Below are 16250 nucleotides of genomic sequence, written 5' to 3'. Positions count from 1 at the left end.
TGTAGCGTTGCCGTGATATCATGATACAAACAGTCAACAATGCTTTGTTATTGTTGGCTGTTTTTTTTGTAGAATACAAGATTGATCTATCCTATCTATCTATTACTTAGACTCTTTATCTAGGTTTAAAGCTTATGATTGTTTTTTTTAATACTTCGCTAATGCTGGGGTGAGTTTTTAGTAGCATTGAAAAGTGCAAAGCCTATAGCAAGAGAGCAGACTAGGAAAGAAGACGCATAACAACAGGCAGTTTTAAAGGTGTATTTTTTTCGATATGGAATTTTTTAAACTGATTATAGTCTGCGCGCCCGTTTGGCTTTTTTAATTTTTTACTTTATGGAATTGAGGAATAATAATAATGAGTTACTTTGGCACTGATGGTATTCGCGGAAAATTTGGTGAGTTACCGATTACCCCTGATTTTATTTTAAAGTTGGGCTATGTGACGGGGCTAGTGCTAATAGAGAACAACAATAATCCTGCACGAAAACCAAGCGTAGTGATTGGTAAGGACACGCGTCTGTCCGGTTATGTGATTGAAGGGGCGCTACAGGCAGGCTTTAATGCCGCTGGTGTTGACGTGCACCTGTTAGGACCACTACCAACCCCTGCTATTGCCCATCTGACACGCAGTTTCAATGCCGATGCTGGCGTGGTGATTTCTGCCTCACACAATCCATATTTCGATAATGGCATCAAGTTTTTCTCAGGGGATGGCAAAAAACTGACCGATGAGATGCAAAGCGCAATTAACGATAAATTGACCGCGATTATGGATGCCGTAAATTCTGATAATGACGCCATTATGCCAATTCTTGACCCGGCACAATTGGGTAAAAATAACCGTATTAACGACGCCAAAGGCCGCTATATTGAATTTTGCAAAGGCAGCTTCCCTTATCAATATGACTTAGACCATTTAACCGTCGTCGTCGACTGTGCTAATGGGGCTGGTTATAGCGTTGCCCCGCGTGTCATGCGCGAGCTTGGCGCCAATGTGATTGCGATTAACAATGAACCCGATGGTATTAATATTAATGCCAATTGCGGCTCAACCCATCCTGAAAATCTGCAAAAAGCGGTACTTGAACATGAAGCGGACGTCGGTATTGCTTTAGATGGCGACGGTGACCGTATCGTGATGGTCGATGAGGCAGGCAAGTTAGTTGATGGCGATGGCATTCTGTATGTGCTTGCTACCCAAGGTCGAACGAAGGCTGAAGGCATCGTTGGTACCTTGATGACTAACATGGGCTTAGAGCTGGCGTTAAAAGACGCTGATATCGCGTTTACCCGCGCAAAAGTAGGCGACCGTTATGTCATGCAAGAGCTTGAAGCCAACGGCTGGATATTGGGCGGTGAGCCATCTGGTCATATCTTGTGCTTGGATAAAAGCCGTACAGGCGATGCCATCATCGCAGGCCTACAGGTGCTGGCGGTGATGCAGGCACGCGGAAAAGCGCTTAGCGATTTGACCGAAGGCTTCGAGGTATTACCGCAAAAACTGGTCAATGTGCGCTTATCTCAAATGCAAGATCCGTTTGAGAATGAAGAACTCGTTGCCGCTTTTGATAAAGCTCGCGCTACTTTAGAAGGCCGCGGTCGCCTACTTATCCGCCAATCGGGCACAGAGCCAATGATTCGAGTCATGGTTGAGTCGGACGATGAAATAGAATGTGATGTATTGGCCAATGATTTAGCAGATAAAATCAAAACGGTTTTAGGCTAAACGTATTGATTAAATAGACTTATATTAATAATATTTAAAAGTTAGCGAGAAACAATCATGAGTATGGATTTTACCGATCAGCGATTATCGTATGAGAAAGGTCAGCTAGACCAAGAGTCAATCCCCGCATCGCCATTTGAGCTGCTAAACGTTTGGATGAATGAAGCAATAGAAGCACAAGTGCAAGAACCGTATGCGATGAGCCTGGCGACGTGCGGCGCTGACAATAAGCCTAGCGTGCGTATCGTTTTGCTGCGCGAGATTACCGAGAAGGGTATTGTATTTTATACCAATTATGAAAGCGCTAAAGGGCAAGATATTGCCGAAAATCCCAATGCCGAAGTACTGTTCTTTTGGCATGAGCTTGAGCGTCAGATTCGTATCAGTGGTGGTGTCGCTAAAATTGCTGCTGATAAATCATCGGCTTACTTTCAAAAGCGTCCGCACGACAGTCAAGTCGGGGCGTGGGTTAGCCAACCTCAAAGTGGCATGGTTGCTAATCGTGAGGTAATGGAAGCCAAGTTTGATGCGCTACAAAACCAATATCCAGAAAATAGCCAAGTACCGACACCAGAATTTTGGGGTGGTTATGAAATTACCATCAATGAGATTGAGTTTTGGCAAGGCCGTGCCAACCGAATGCATGACCGTATTGTTTATACGCAGGACAAAAGTAGCTCGAACGGCGCGGTAAACTGGACAACCAAACGCTTGTTACCGTAAGAACTCTTGATTGATAAATAAGAATTTTACACATAAAAAAGCCTCTCTAAACCTCATTAATAGACGTTTAAAGAGGCTTTTTTTATTTACTTGTTAGTCTAATTTCCTGCTTTGGTATCGACATCCACTGACACTGACATACCTGGACGTAACTGGGTAAGATTTGGTTGGTTTTGGTCTAAGTCAATCCGTACCGGAACGCGCTGCGCAATTTTAATATAGTTTCCCGTCGCAGGGTTAGCTGCACCAGCACTAAATTCACTGCCAGTCGCGGGTGAAATACTACTGACATGACCGCTGAACTTAGCACCGCCAAGCGCATCAACACGAATAGTAGCTGGCTCACCGATGTTCATATTGGCCACTTGCGTTTCTTTAAAGTTGGCGATAATCCAAACGCCTTTTGGAACGATATACATTAGCTGAGTGCCTGCACTCACGTATTGTCCTTCTTTAACACTAATTTGGCTCAATTGTCCGGATTCCGGCGCTCTGATAATGGTATTATCTAAATTAATCTGGGCTTGCTTAGCCCCTGCTTCTGCGTTCTTAATATTGGCATCTAAGGAAGATCGGCTGCCACTGGTCTTTTCGCTCGCCTCACGAGCCACTTTTAAATTCGCTTCCGCTTGTTGAACGTTGGCCTGTGCCTTTGCAAGTTGCGCTTTCATATGGGCTACTTCTGCTTTTGATACCGCGCCAATGGCATCTAAGCCTTGATAGCGTTTCACATCTTCACGCGCACTGTCGACGCTGACTTTAGCGCTGTATAAATCCGCTTCGCGAGCTTCTATCTGTGCTTGGCTGGTTCCTGTATCCTGAGCGTTACTAGCGCGGTTGGTTACAGCAACTTCAATGTTTGCCTGCGCTTGCTCAAGCTGCTGTCTGAAATTACGATCATCTATTTTGATTAATAAGTCGCCTTCTTTGACATTAGCAAAATCCTCAACCGCCACTTTAGTCACGTAGCCAGATACTTGCGGACTGATAACAGTGGTTTGTCCTTTAATAAAAGCGTTATTGGTTTGCTGCACAGTCGGTGTAAAAGGTGGTAGCTTCCAAGCATACAAAATTAACGCCACACCGATGACAATTAGAGCAATTAATATTCCTAAGTTTAAATAAGATTTTTTCTTCGGTGACCAACCATCGCTGCTAGGAATCGGCTCCTTTGGCGGCATGGGCGGCTCATCATTGTCGGTAAGGCTATCCTTATCTGCTTTATCTATACTAGCAGCAGAGGTCTCAGGTTTCGCTGTATCTTCTGTGTCGTGTAGAGGACCGGCAGCAGAGTCTTTAGCAACGAGGTCGTCTGCTGCATCAGTTTCGTGGGCATTTTTGGTTAGCGTGTCAGGCGGCGTCTGAGGGTTCTGGTTAAGCTCATCAGATTTTTCTTGGCTCATGCCGCGCTCCTAAAGTTTGAGTAGTTGTCATAAGTCTTTGTTAGTTGATATTTTAAGCATCATTTTTAAATTAAGGAAAGGCCATAATGAATTGGGCTATTTTGCTTCTCGCATTTTTGCAATGGCAGCCAGCTCTTTAGCCAGTGGGTTGCGTTTATGATAGCGATAGTAAATATAGTTAATCAATAAAATCACCGCTGTAATGGTCGCGATACTTGCCATAAGAAAGAACAAATCATCATAGGCGGCGACAGTTGCTTGCTGTTGAATGCTTTGCAGTACTTGTCCCATAGCCCCAACACTTGCTTGATTCGCATCCGTAATTTGGGCAGATAACATACGACGTGCGCCAGCTACCTGTCCCATCAAGGCAGGATCTCCTAGGTTAAGCGAGCTGACCATATCAGCATAGTGCATCTTTGTACGAATCGTGGTAAATGCTTGAATCGCCGCCGCCCCTGCAAGTCCGCCGACCGTCTGCGAGATGCTAAAAATAACCGAAAAACTAATAATGTAAGCAGGGCCATTAGCGAGGGCACGAAACATTCCTTCGAAAACCATAGGACCCATAAAATAGACGGCGGCAAAGGCAATCATAAATTGACTTACGTAAAACATATAAGGCGCAGAGTTTAGCGACACACCCGTATCCAACCATGCGCCAACAGCAATCAGTGCGACGGCAAAGATGACCGGGCGGCGCAAATCCATTGCGTTGGTACTAAAGATACTGGTGACCAATGCTAAAATGCTAGCGACAAGTATCACCGCATAAAAAGTAATCAGCTGATCATTTCCGTAGCCCAAATTGGCCAGTAACCCTGCCGCGCCGACATTTTGCTCAGATAATAAAATACGCATCACGGCGCCCGTTATCGTAAAAGCAATGATATTGCGACTACGCATCCAGCGCACTTGTAACATTGGGTTTTTACGGTGCGTTTCAATCCATAAGGCGATGCTAATCGTCACCACTGCGATGATAAGCGGGTAGCTTAGCCAAGGCGTCGTCCACCACTGGATTCGACCTTGAACGAAAAACACTGCTAACGCTGCAAGTCCGCTGGCGAAAAAACCAAAGCTGAGAAAATCAAGTTTTTCAAATACTTTTTCTGTGTTGCCGGGTGGCAACTCTAAGATATTAATCAGGCCAAAGCAAATCAGCGTCAAACCCAATTCAAATAAAAACAGTGTTTCAAGCTGACCATCAACGGCAAGATAAGGCGAGATAATCCTTGAAAGTGGCGTACCAAATTGTACTAAACCAAAACCCAAAATCAAACCGCTAATCCGTTTGGCAGTAGGCATGCCTTGTAAGCAGTAGAAAATAGCCAACACGGTCATGGCACTAGCGACCATACCGCTTAAGCCGCGCGCGATGATTTCTAGATAGTAAGGCTCAATGATAATAGCGCTCGTATCTAATAGATGGCTGCTGACTAGCCATTGTAAACTGGTGGCGGCTAATAAAAAGAACAGGGTGATTTTACTAAAGAGCGACATGCCAAATTGCTGGCGAATTTTGTATAGCAGCACCGTAATACAAGCATTGGTCATATTATAGGCGACCGATATCCAGCCACCTTCGACTGGCGTCAATCCCATCTCACCTTGGATTTGTGTCAAATTTGCGACCAATAAGCCATTTTGAAAGCTGGCGGTAAGACCAATAAAAATACCTATCAGTAAATAAAACACTTTGCGACGCGTAGGATGGTCAGGGGTGGCGGGCGAGCCCACCATAAAGGGTTGTTCGTGCGGTTTGAATTGGTATTCATTATTCATTATTTATCGCCATAGCATCAGAGTAGAAAAATAAAGTGACATAGCATGACTCCTAAATGAGCAATAATTAAATCTACCGCCTTTAAGCAATAAGTGCTTAATTTAACAAATACAAAAAAACAAAAAACAGTCTTATGACTGTTTGTATTATTTTATCATAATTTTAATCTAAGACTATTTAGTGATTGTACTTCTTTAGTTTAAAAAGGCGAAGGTTTAAACAATTGCTTTCATACTTACAAATGTAAACGGCGCACTCTTATATTGATATTTTTTGAGTACTTTTAATTTGAAAATAAGCACTCTGACTTAATTAACAATTGTCGTTCTTTTATGCATTTGACGCTTGACTGTACTACGCTCTCGGTCCAAACTATGATGCTGGTTTGTAGCCTTTTACAGGCTCATAACGACAGAATAATAAGCAGTATAGGGCCGTATTTAATAGCCGTTACAAGGAAAGTAAAATGGATTTTGCTCATCTTATTCCGCCGAAAGCCCCGAGTTCGTGGCTTGATATGGATGCACTCGATTATAATATCAAACGGGTCAATCAAAAAACCCAAGCGGTTAAACTACGCTTAGCGACCAAGTCTATTCGTTCTCTCGATGTTCTTCGCTATATCAAAAACAACTCTCCCAACTTTATCGGTCTGATGTCCTATGCCGCTGATGAGTCAGTGTATTTGTTAGAAAATGGCTTTGATAATATCCTCTGCGCTTATCCAACTTTGGATATGACAAGCGTTGCTGCCACCTTTAAATATACTAAGCAGGGCGCGACCATGATTTGGATGGTTGATCGCCCGGAACAGGTAGAGGTGTTAAATACAGTTGCTAAAGCTCATGATGTCATCATTGAAGTTTGTCTCGATATCAATATGTCGATGCCACTACCAACGCTGTATTTTGGTACTAAGCGCTCAGCATTAATGGGCATCAAAGACATGAAGAAATTGCTAAAGCATGTCAAGAAATGCTCCAATATTAAGGTCAGTGCGGCAATGGGCTATGAGGCGCAAATTGCGGGTTTGCCTGAGCATTTACCGGGTAAAGCTTTATTGTCGCCCGCCATACGTTTATTAAAAAATCGTTCACAAAAACAAGTTAGCCAGCGCCGCCGCTCAATCGTTGAATATCTTAAAAAACAAGGTTATATGCTTAAGCTCGTCAACGGTGGTGGTAGCGGTAGTATGGATTTTACCTCATGCCAACCTGAGGTTACTGAAATCACTGTCGGCTCAGCGTACTATAAACCGGCTTATTTTGATTATATGGATAGCATGGATGCGTTTAAGCCAGCCGCTGGCTTTGTGTTACCTGTGACGCGTCAGCCAGAAAAAGGCGTCATCACGTGTCATGGTGGCGGTTTTATCGCCTCGGGTGCGACAGGTACCGATAAAGCGCCCGTCATTCATTATCCCAAACATCTGTCAGTATTAAACGATGAAGGTTTTGGCGAAGTACAAACACCGATGGCTATTGCTAAAACTAAAAATAGTAAGGACATGCCGCGTCTTAATATTGGCGACGTGGTTTGGTGTCGTCATGCAAAAGCAGGCGAGCTATGTGAGCACTTTAATGAACTCATTTGTTATCGACAATCTGGTCAGCCTACAGTGACAGCAAACAAAGTAGAAAAGCAGCAAACGATGATCACTTACCGAGGAGAGGGCAAATGTTTTCATTAAGGCAGTGGCAAGGAAGCAATGACTGGCAAAATTGGGTAGGATACGAGCGCGCGGCACCCGAGCAAAAACTGGCGCCTTCATCGGTTGCAGAATTACAAGAGATTGTGAAAAACGCACGGGCGAATAAAAAGCGCGTCAGAGTTACGGGTGCAGCGCACTCTTTTAGTGGCTGCGCGAAACCTGAAGAAATCGCCATCAGCTTGCATAATATGCGCGGTCTGATTTCAGTCGATAAAGAGGCCAAGCTTGCTACTTTACACGCCGGTACTTATTTATATGAAATCGGTGCGGCGCTTAAAGAGCATGGCTTGGCGTTAGAAAATATGGGTGATGTGCAAGCGCAGACCATTGCAGGAGCGGTTAGTACCGCGACCCATGGTACAGGGATAACTTTGGGTTCTATTGCCAATCAAGTGCAGACGTGGGAGTGGGTTGATGGTAGAGGCGAGCTGCATACCCATCATCGCGGTGATCCGAAAACTGACGAGTTGGGTAACGCTTTACATGCCAGCCTTGGTATGCTTGGTATCTTTACCAAACTGACGCTTAAAGTGGTTGATCTCTATGGCCTGAAAGAATCTAACGAAGTATTGGATTTTGAAGAAGGATTGGCGCGTTTTCATGAGACAGCGCACAGCCATCGGCATATGGAATGGTTTTTATTTCCCGGCACCAATAAAATCCAGCAAAAAACATTGTCAGTGATAGCACCTAAAGCGATGACGGGCACGCAAAAGCTGAAAGATCACTTTGATAGCGTTGTCACTTTGAATGGCGCTTTTTATGTGCTGTGTGAGCTGGCTCGTATGAAACCATTGCTGACCAAAAGGGTCAGTGAAATATCAGCAAGCTCTATTCCTAATACCAAGCGTGAAGGTTATAGCTACGAGGTGTTTCCGACACCGCGCGGCGTTAAGTTTAATGAGTCTGAGTATTTTATCAAGTTATCTGACTTCGACGAATGTATCTCAGAGGTCAATCACATTTTATTACACGATAATAAAGGCTCGCACTTTCCTATCGAAGTGCGCACGCATAAAGGCGAGACTGGAATGCTCAGCCCTACGCAGGGAGAGGATTGCGCGGTATTATCGTTCCATGTGTATAAAGGTATGGACTGTGAGCCCTTGTTTAAATGGCTGTACGAGTATATGAAAAAGTGGCAAGGTCGCCCACATTGGGGCAAGGTGAATAAATTGAGTCGTATAGAGCTGCAAAGCTTATATCCTAAGCTCAATCGTTTTTTGGAGATACGCCGCGAGTATGATCCTGATAATGTTTTTATGAATAGCTGGCTTGAACAGAAATTTTGTATGTAAAGCCTTTATAAATGACCTAATTTATTGATTAGCCATGCAAAAGTTGTTTATTTATAAATGGCTTATTCATCTGTACGTCATTAATAATTGGCTCAACCAAAAAAAACAGCTCATAAAGAGCTGTTTTTTTATATTAAACCATTAAAAGTGTCTTACTTAGCGCTTAATAGAGTCATCATAATTGGCTTCCAAACGCATGGCGCGTTGGTAACTATCAATACTCGTCAGTTGTAAGGCATATTGTTTGATATGCGTATAGTCTTCTAACGCGCCGCGCTTGGCGAGCATAATTAAATCAAACGATAGCATAAAGTCAGCGCCACTTAGCTTGTTACCGACAATAAATGATTTGCCTTTGACCTCATTATCTAAGTAGCTCAGCAATTTATGCTTTTCTTGAGCGATATAGCTTGTTAAAAACGCATTGTCGCCAACGCCTGCTTTAGTGGTAAACAGCTCAAGCAATAGCGGCAACATCAGTGAGCTTTCGGCAAAGTGAATCCACCGCAAATAATGACCATACTCTACGTTATCGGTTGCAGGGCGTAATTGCTCAGGAGCAAAGCGCTCAATTAATAGCTCGGTAATCGCTCCAGATTCAGCATAAAGCTCGCCATCCATCTCGATAACTGGAGATTTACCGAGTGGATGAATTGCTTTTAGGCTCTCTGGCGCTAAATGTGTTTTAACATCACGCTGATGACTGATAATCTCATAAGGCACGCCTAGCTCTTCTAACAGCCATAAAATGCGTAATGAGCGAGATTGATTGAGATGATGTAAGCGAATCATGATATCAGCCTTTTTTGCTGTATTTTTATATTAAGCGTTTAGTTTAGCCAGTAAGCGTTTGGCAGCTTCTTCTGATGACGCTGGGTTTTGACCAGTAATCAACAGACCGTCTTCGACAACATACGATTCCCAATCTGCGCCTTTTTCGTAGTTACCACCATTTTCTTTTAAAACGTCTTCCAATAAGAAAGGTACGACGTCAGTCAGGCCAACGCCTTCTTCTTCGCTATTGGTAAAACCAGTGACTTTTTTACCTTTGACCAGATACTCACCATCGACTTTGACGTTTTTAAGCGCGGCAGGAGCGTGACAAACAAAAGCAACTGGCTTGTCTTGTTTAACAAAGGTTTCGATTAATTCAATGGAATCTTTATCAACAGCCAAATCCCACAATGGTCCATGACCGCCCGGATAAAAGACAGAATTGAAGTCCTCAGCTTTTACATCGGCAAGTTTTTTAGTATTGGCAAGACGCTCTTGAGCCTCTTTATCTTCTTTAAAGCGTTTGGTGTCTTTGGTTTGCGCGTCTTCAGTATCGCTGCTCGGGTCAAGAGGTGGTTGGCCACCAGCAGGAGAGGCTAGGGTAATATTGACGCCCGCATCTAAAAAGGCATAGTAAGGCGCGGCAAATTCTTCAAGCCAAAAACCCGTTTTCTTGCCGGTATCGCCTAATTTATCGTGTGAGGTTAGTACCATTAAAATATTCATAATTGTCCTTATTTATTATTGATATTGGTATTGATGCTTGTTGGTATTCATCGTTAAGTATTGCTGAGAGATTCTGTTGCTCTTAGCGTTGCGCTATTTAAAATAAGCACTACTGAACATCGGCAACTTTAACCACGGTTTTACCGAAGTTCTTACCGTCTAGCATGTCAAAGAAAGCTTGCGGCGCTTGTCCCAAACCCTCGATGATATGCTCTTTGGTTTTGACTTTACCTGACTCAACCCATTCGCCCATGGTTTTTAAGAATTCGGGGAAGTGATCACCGTATTCTTCAAAAATAATAAAGCCTTTGATGGTCAGACGTTGACTAAGAATAAGGCCCATCAACATACCAAGGCGGTCTTTACCATCAGGAAGCTCGGTTGCGTTATATTGCGACACCAAGCCGCACACTGGGATACGCGCATGGGCATTTAATAGCGGCAATACGCCATCGAGAACCTTGCCACCGACGTTTTCGTAATAAATATCGATACCATCTGGGCAAGCATCTTTTAGCTGCTCGGCGAAGTCGTCGGCTTTATGGTCGATACAGACATCAAAGCCCAATTCTTCAACTGCGTAGGCACATTTTTCAGCACCACCTGCAACGCCGACGGTACGTAGTCCTAAATGCTTACCGACTTGTCCGACCGTTGCGCCTACAGGACCAGTTGCGGCTGCTACCACTAAGGTTTCACCTTTTTTCGGTTTACCGATATCGGTTAAACCCATGTAGCCAGTAAAGCCTGGCATACCAAGAACGCCCAGACCATAAGAAGGATTAGACATATTCTTATCAAGCTTTAGGACGCCTTCGCCATCACTGAGGCTATAATCCTGCCAACCTGAGTTTGATACTACTAAATCACCAACGGCAAATTTATCGATATTAGACTCAACCACTTGAGCAACCGTTCCGCCTAGCATTACATCGCCAACTTCTAACGGGTCAGCATAGCTTTTAGAGGCACTCATACGCCCGCGCATATACGGGTCAAGCGACATATAAACCGTGCGCAGAAGCATTTGTTTGTCGTTAGGGGTTGGGATGTCGCTGGTGGTTAGCTCAAAATTGTCTTTAGTTGGGGCGCCATTAGGGCGGCTGGCAAGTTTGATTTGACGGTTTTGTTTTTGATTTTGTTGTTCATCAAAATTATTCTCAAGGCTCATGTTAAAGCTCCTTATTTTAGTTATTCATTCTTATTTTAAACTTTTAAAGTCAGTAGCCATGCCAAGGTGGATGGCTACCGATTGTTATGACAGTCCACTGTTATAAAAAGCGATCAATAATAGTGACGATTAGGCTTTACTAGTCGTGGCGCGTTCTAAGATACGGCGTGAGACGGCCAAATCATTTTTACCATGTTCGCCCAATTTCACCATTTTGTGGGCTTCTAATTGCTTGATAATAGGGTCAATAGCTGACGCATCTAACTCAGCATCTGCTAAGCTGACTGGTAATCCAAGATCGCGAAAGAAGTTCTCTGTATGCACAATAGCAGCTTCGACGATACTGTCATCGTCTAATTCTGTACCGCTATCGTTATTGTTAATACCCCAAACGTTACGCGCATATTGAAGCAACTTGTCTTTTTTGCTGTCTTTAAGCTCGCGCATGACTGATGGCAATACAATGGTGAGTGTACGAGCATGGTCAATCGCATGCAATGAGGTCAATTCATGACCAATCATATGCGTCGTCCAATCCTGTGGCACACCAGTTCCAATCAGACCATTCAATGCCATGGTTGCTGTCCACATGATATTTTTGCGCGTTTCTAAATTCTCCGGATCGGCTTTAACCGCTTTGCCTTCCTCGATAAGAATTTTTAGCAAACTCTCAGAGAAAGCATCTTGAACTTTTGCGTTCACTGGATAGGTTAGGTACTGCTCCATGACGTGAACAAAGGCATCGGCAACGCCGTTCATTACTTGGCGCTCAGGTAATGTTAAGGTTTTTGTCGGATCTAAAATCGAAAATTTAGGAAAAGTAAGGGGATTGCCAAACGGCAGTTTTGCTTGGCGCTCGCTATAGTTAATCACGCCACCAGAATTCATCTCAGAACCTGTCGCTGGAATGGTAAGTACTGCACCTAAATCAATCGCCGAATCAATATTTTTACAATAACTGGTCAGTGCATCCCATGCTTTCTCACGAGAAACCGTGCCATCTGTACTGCTATCTTCGGTTAATGAAGAAATAAGGGCGATAAATTTACTACCATCGATAACTGAACCGCCGCCCACTGCTAATAAGAAATCAATATTATGTTCATTGACCATATCAGCAGCTTTTAGCAGCGTGGTAAATTCTGGGTTGGCTTCAATACCGCCAAATTCAAACACTTCACGATTGCCATTGGCTGACAACGCCTCTTTGACTTCATCTAAAGTGCCCGTACGCTGTGCAGAACCACCACCGTAAGTGATTAAGACGCGTGCATCCGTTGGTACGAGCTCTGACAATTTCTTAATTTGTCCTTCGCCAAAGACGATACGGACGGGATTGTAATATTGAAAGTTATTCATAGCATTCCTAATTTCTAGTTAGAAGTCTTAAGATGGTTTTAACCAATATAAATCTTAATAAGTGTTTAACGTTCTTATATTAAATATAAGACATAGCATTCATCGTATTTTGACGTATTGTACACCAATTAGACCGGTCGTCTAGTGTTTTTTAATTGACTTTACAAAACTTTCTTATAATTGAAAGCCATCGTTTACTAACTAGAGGGTTAAATAAGAAGTTAGCGGCCGAGCTGCGAGGTGGTCATCTGCCAAACTTCTGCCAGTGGTGTATTGGTTTGACTGATTTTAGCTATTAAGCTGGCACCAAGCCAAGCAAAGTACCAACGCTTTGCCATACTCTCAGCGGCGATATTCTCCGGCTGCGGGATAGAGCCATCCGTCCAACCTGCTTTTATTTGCTCAGCAATCCAGTTGATGGTTTGTTGATAGCCAGCATACAGGGCTTTACGCATCGGCTCTGATAAATCAGCCACTTCTGCACTGAGCTTTACCACTAAGCATTTTTCATGGTCGCAGCCGTTTTGCTGGGTGTCGTACCAATTTTGGAAATAGTTATAAATCTTTTGTTGAGCATGACTGTCTATAGCCGCAATCATATCGAGGCGCTTTTTATAATTGCCAAAATAATGCTCAATGATGGCTTCACCAAAGGCTTCTTTTGAGGCAAAGTAATGATAAAAAGAGCCTTTAGGCACACCAGCAGTATCAAGTATTTGTTTGATACCGACAGCGGTAAAACCTTTTTGAGCAATGAGCTGATAACCTATCGCTAGCAGATGCGCTTTGGTATCAGATGGAGCAGTGGTGGTAATGTTAGACATAAAGAAGATGTTCTCCTTAGAGTTTTATTCGACTATTTAATGACAGAGAAATCAGTTGAATAAAAGGTTTTTTAACGTACTTTTATAATAATATTTTCTAAGAGCTGGGCTTTACGTTACGTTTTTTCAACAATACTTTGCCATAAATGATGCTTGTTTTTATATTATCTATGGTAGCATTAGACCAGTCGTCTAGCAAGTTTGTATTATTAAAAGAATTTTTATTAAAAGAACTTTACTAAAAAAATGTTGTTAAGAAACCTTTTATAAACGGTTAATAGCAAATGATTATTGCACAATAGACAAACTGAAGGCTTATATAAACCCATATTTTTATTTAGATAAATACTTTTCATTAAATAGCCTGTAAAAAAAACCATAAAATAAATAAGGATTATTATGTCAACCGATACTAACAATACTCAACAGAGCGCTTATAGCGATTTTGATTTGCAGTATATCGCGGGAACTTGGCAAAAAGGTAAAGACGATAGCGTCAATACTGATACCAATCCCTTTAACGGCGAAACCTTGGTAGAGATTCAACAAGCAACTGACAAACAGCTCGACGAAGCTTTTCAGGCGGCAACCAAAGCACAAGTAGAGTGGGCGAAACAAACCCCAGCTCAGCGTGCGGCGGTGTTATATAAAGTCGTTAACATCTTTGATGAGCGGCAAGAAGAAATTGTCGATTGGTTAGTGAAAGAGTCGGGCAGTACGCGTATTAAAGCGATGGTAGAGTTCGGTAGCGCCCGTGCGATTACGCTTGAAGCGGCTACTTTTCCGAACTGCGTGCATGGCGAGATTCGTCCTTCTAATACGCCAGGAAAAGAAAATTTTATTTATCGTGAGCCGATGGGCGTGATTGCGGTGATTAGCCCGTGGAATTTCCCCTTACATTTAACCCAGCGTTCTATCGCTCCGGCTTTAGCATTGGGTAATGCCGTGGTGCTCAAACCTGCCAGCGATACGCCGATTACCGGCGGTCTGCTATTGGCAAAGATATTTGAAGAAGCGGGGTTGCCAAAAGGTTTGCTCAGTGTGGTCGTTGGCGCAGGCAGTGAGATAGGTGATGCGATTGTCACTCACGATATCCCAAGCTTGGTATCGTTTACCGGTTCGACGGCGGTTGGTAAACACATCGGTGAGCTTGCCAATGGCGGCGATTATATTAAGCAAGTGGCGCTCGAGCTTGGCGGTAACAGCCCATTTGTAGTACTAAAAGATGCTGATATTGAGCAAGCGGTAAAAGCTGCGGTGTTTGGTAAATTCCTGCATCAAGGTCAAATATGTATTGCGATCAATCGCATTATTGTCGAAGATGAGATTTATGATGATTTCGTTGAGCGTTTCTTAGCCCATGTAAAAACTTTAAATGTTGGAGATCCTAATAAAGAAGATACCGCGGTTGGTCCAATTATTAATAAAAAACAACTCGAGTCACTACAAGAAAAAATCGCTAAAGCGCAAGAAGAAGGCGCTAAGATGATATTGAGTGGGGAGATTAAAGGTCAAGTGGTGCCACCGCATATCTTTACTGAAGTGACACGTGAGATGGATCTGTCGTGTAATGAAGTGTTTGGACCTATGGTTGGCATCATTCGTGCCAAAGATGAGGACGATGCGCTATCAATTGCCAACGCTACTATGTACGGTCTATCGAGTGCGGTCTTTACCCAAGATATGGAAAAAGGGTTGCGTTTTGCGCGCGGTATCAAAGCGGGCATGACCCATATCAACGATATCACGGTCAACGATGAAAGTAATGCGCCATTTGGTGGGGAGAAAAATTCTGGTATCGGACGCTTTAACGGCGAGTGGATATTAGAAGAATTTACGACCGTCCATTGGATTTCGGTTCAGCATGAGCCACGTGAGTATCCATTCTAATTAGTGCATTTAATCAATTCATTGTAGATAAAATAAGTGTTGTGGCATAAAAAAGACCGCCTTGCTGGTGGTCTTTTTTCTCTTTATTGTGGAGCCATTATTATAAAAGTCTACAATATTCTAAAGGTCTATAATTTAATGTTGTTTAGAATGAAAGCCCAATAACGCTTCAATCTCTTCGATAGTCATCCGTCTGGTCAATGCTTGTTCTTCTACCGTTAGGCGATTGGCGTGTTCTTTAATGAGAGTATGAATACTACGCGCGACTTCTGATGTCGTGGCATAATACATTTGTGGTTGTTGTTTAGTCAGTAAGGCCAAAAATCGATTAACGATTTTACGTTTTTCAATCGGTGCATGCGCTTCTGTCATGACAGTCTCCTAAAGGTAAATCATTTACGCAGTCAAATGAACTGTGGTCAATACTTATCATGGCTGTAGTAATAGTAAATATCAAGGAGTATGCTACTTTAGTACTCTATACCTTTGTAAATTATCAAATATAAGCCCTTTAACAAAAGTATAATCAATAGACCTCTTGCAAAAGTCATAAACCAAGCTCGAAATTAACAACACCAGCGAATAGCTTCATTCTAAGATCATAGCGCTGACGACGGTTGCGATATTTATGAGCCACGATTTTGAACCGTTTGATTAGGCCTATTTTGTGCTCAACCATAATGCGAAACTTTGCCAGATAGTGATTGGCTTGTTTGCAGAGCTCTAACAGCTGACCCCCACGTGGCTTTTTAAAGGGGGTGAAGCTCTGTTCATGTAACTTTGCAATGCCCTGATAGCCACTATCGGCTAATAGTTTAGTGTCACAAGGAAGCCAGTCGGGACAAGTATCTTTATA

The 16250-nt window shown here is 43.0% G+C and carries 14 protein-coding genes; 5 read left to right on the top strand and 9 right to left on the bottom strand.

Annotation, left to right across the window (positions count from 1 at the left end):
• Positions 1–358: 358 nt before the first annotated feature.
• Together glmM and pdxH are read left to right on the top strand one after the other, a co-directional pair.
• Positions 359–1729: a phosphoglucosamine mutase gene (glmM, locus tag B4K26_RS02425; RefSeq protein WP_296243309.1), complete on the top strand. Its 1371-nt coding sequence runs from the start codon at positions 359–361 to the stop codon at positions 1727–1729.
• 63 nt (positions 1730–1792) lie between these two features.
• Positions 1793–2452: a pyridoxamine 5'-phosphate oxidase gene (pdxH, locus tag B4K26_RS02420; protein WP_296243333.1), complete on the top strand. Its 660-nt coding sequence runs from the start codon at positions 1793–1795 to the stop codon at positions 2450–2452.
• A gap of 98 nt (positions 2453–2550) precedes the next feature.
• On the opposite strand, the gene B4K26_RS02415 is transcribed toward pdxH, so the two are convergent.
• Positions 2551–3855: an HlyD family secretion protein gene (locus tag B4K26_RS02415; RefSeq protein ID WP_296243307.1), complete on the bottom strand. Its 1305-nt coding sequence runs from the start codon at positions 3853–3855 to the stop codon at positions 2551–2553.
• A gap of 96 nt (positions 3856–3951) precedes the next feature.
• Positions 3952–5640 (bottom strand): MFS transporter, encoded by a 1689-nt coding sequence (locus B4K26_RS02410; protein ID WP_296243306.1) that lies wholly within the window; start codon positions 5638–5640, stop codon positions 3952–3954.
• Positions 5641–6107: 467 nt separating this feature from the next.
• Between B4K26_RS02410 and B4K26_RS02405 the strand changes: the two genes are divergently transcribed.
• Positions 6108–7331: an alanine racemase gene (locus tag B4K26_RS02405; protein ID WP_296243304.1), complete on the top strand. Its 1224-nt coding sequence runs from the start codon at positions 6108–6110 to the stop codon at positions 7329–7331.
• Positions 7319–8650, top strand: coding sequence for a D-arabinono-1,4-lactone oxidase (locus tag B4K26_RS02400; protein WP_296243303.1), 1332 nt, complete (start codon positions 7319–7321; stop codon positions 8648–8650). The genes B4K26_RS02405 and B4K26_RS02400 overlap by 13 nt, the downstream gene beginning before the upstream one ends.
• Positions 8651–8806: 156 nt before the next feature.
• On the opposite strand, the gene B4K26_RS02395 is transcribed toward B4K26_RS02400, so the two are convergent.
• The 5 genes from B4K26_RS02395 to B4K26_RS02375 form a co-directional block, all read right to left on the bottom strand.
• Positions 8807–9442, bottom strand: a complete 636-nt coding sequence (locus B4K26_RS02395; RefSeq protein WP_296243302.1) for a glutathione S-transferase family protein — start codon at positions 9440–9442, stop codon at positions 8807–8809.
• A gap of 30 nt (positions 9443–9472) precedes the next feature.
• Positions 9473–10150, bottom strand: a complete 678-nt coding sequence (locus B4K26_RS02390; protein WP_296243301.1) for a type 1 glutamine amidotransferase domain-containing protein — start codon at positions 10148–10150, stop codon at positions 9473–9475.
• 109 nt (positions 10151–10259) lie between these two features.
• A complete protein-coding gene (locus tag B4K26_RS02385; RefSeq protein WP_296243299.1) occupies positions 10260–11321 on the bottom strand; it encodes an NADP-dependent oxidoreductase in 1062 nt (353 codons plus the stop codon).
• Between the two features lie 129 nt (positions 11322–11450).
• Complete coding sequence (locus B4K26_RS02380) at positions 11451–12680, bottom strand: iron-containing alcohol dehydrogenase (protein WP_296243298.1); 1230 nt, start codon at positions 12678–12680, stop codon at positions 11451–11453.
• A gap of 221 nt (positions 12681–12901) precedes the next feature.
• Positions 12902–13504, bottom strand: a complete 603-nt coding sequence (locus B4K26_RS02375) for a TetR/AcrR family transcriptional regulator (RefSeq protein ID WP_296243297.1) — start codon at positions 13502–13504, stop codon at positions 12902–12904.
• Between the two features lie 399 nt (positions 13505–13903).
• Here B4K26_RS02375 and B4K26_RS02370 point away from each other — a divergent pair, with 399 nt between their 5' ends.
• On the top strand, positions 13904–15394 hold the full coding sequence (locus tag B4K26_RS02370; RefSeq protein WP_296243296.1) for an aldehyde dehydrogenase family protein: 1491 nt from the start codon (positions 13904–13906) through the stop codon (positions 15392–15394).
• A gap of 135 nt (positions 15395–15529) precedes the next feature.
• Here the strand turns inward: B4K26_RS02370 and B4K26_RS02365 are convergent, their stop codons facing one another.
• Positions 15530–15766, bottom strand: a complete 237-nt coding sequence (locus tag B4K26_RS02365; protein ID WP_296243295.1) for a hypothetical protein — start codon at positions 15764–15766, stop codon at positions 15530–15532.
• A gap of 175 nt (positions 15767–15941) precedes the next feature.
• Positions 15942–16250, bottom strand: a 309-nt coding sequence (locus B4K26_RS02360; RefSeq protein ID WP_296243294.1) for a transposase family protein, incomplete at its 5' end; no start/stop codon positions are given.

It is taken from the genome of Psychrobacter sp. UBA6766 (genome assembly GCF_002453355.1).
In the GTDB taxonomy this organism is placed as follows: domain Bacteria; phylum Pseudomonadota; class Gammaproteobacteria; order Pseudomonadales; family Moraxellaceae; genus Psychrobacter.
Note: the sequence above shows the minus strand (reverse complement) of the source record. Positions and strands in the feature narration are given on the sequence as shown.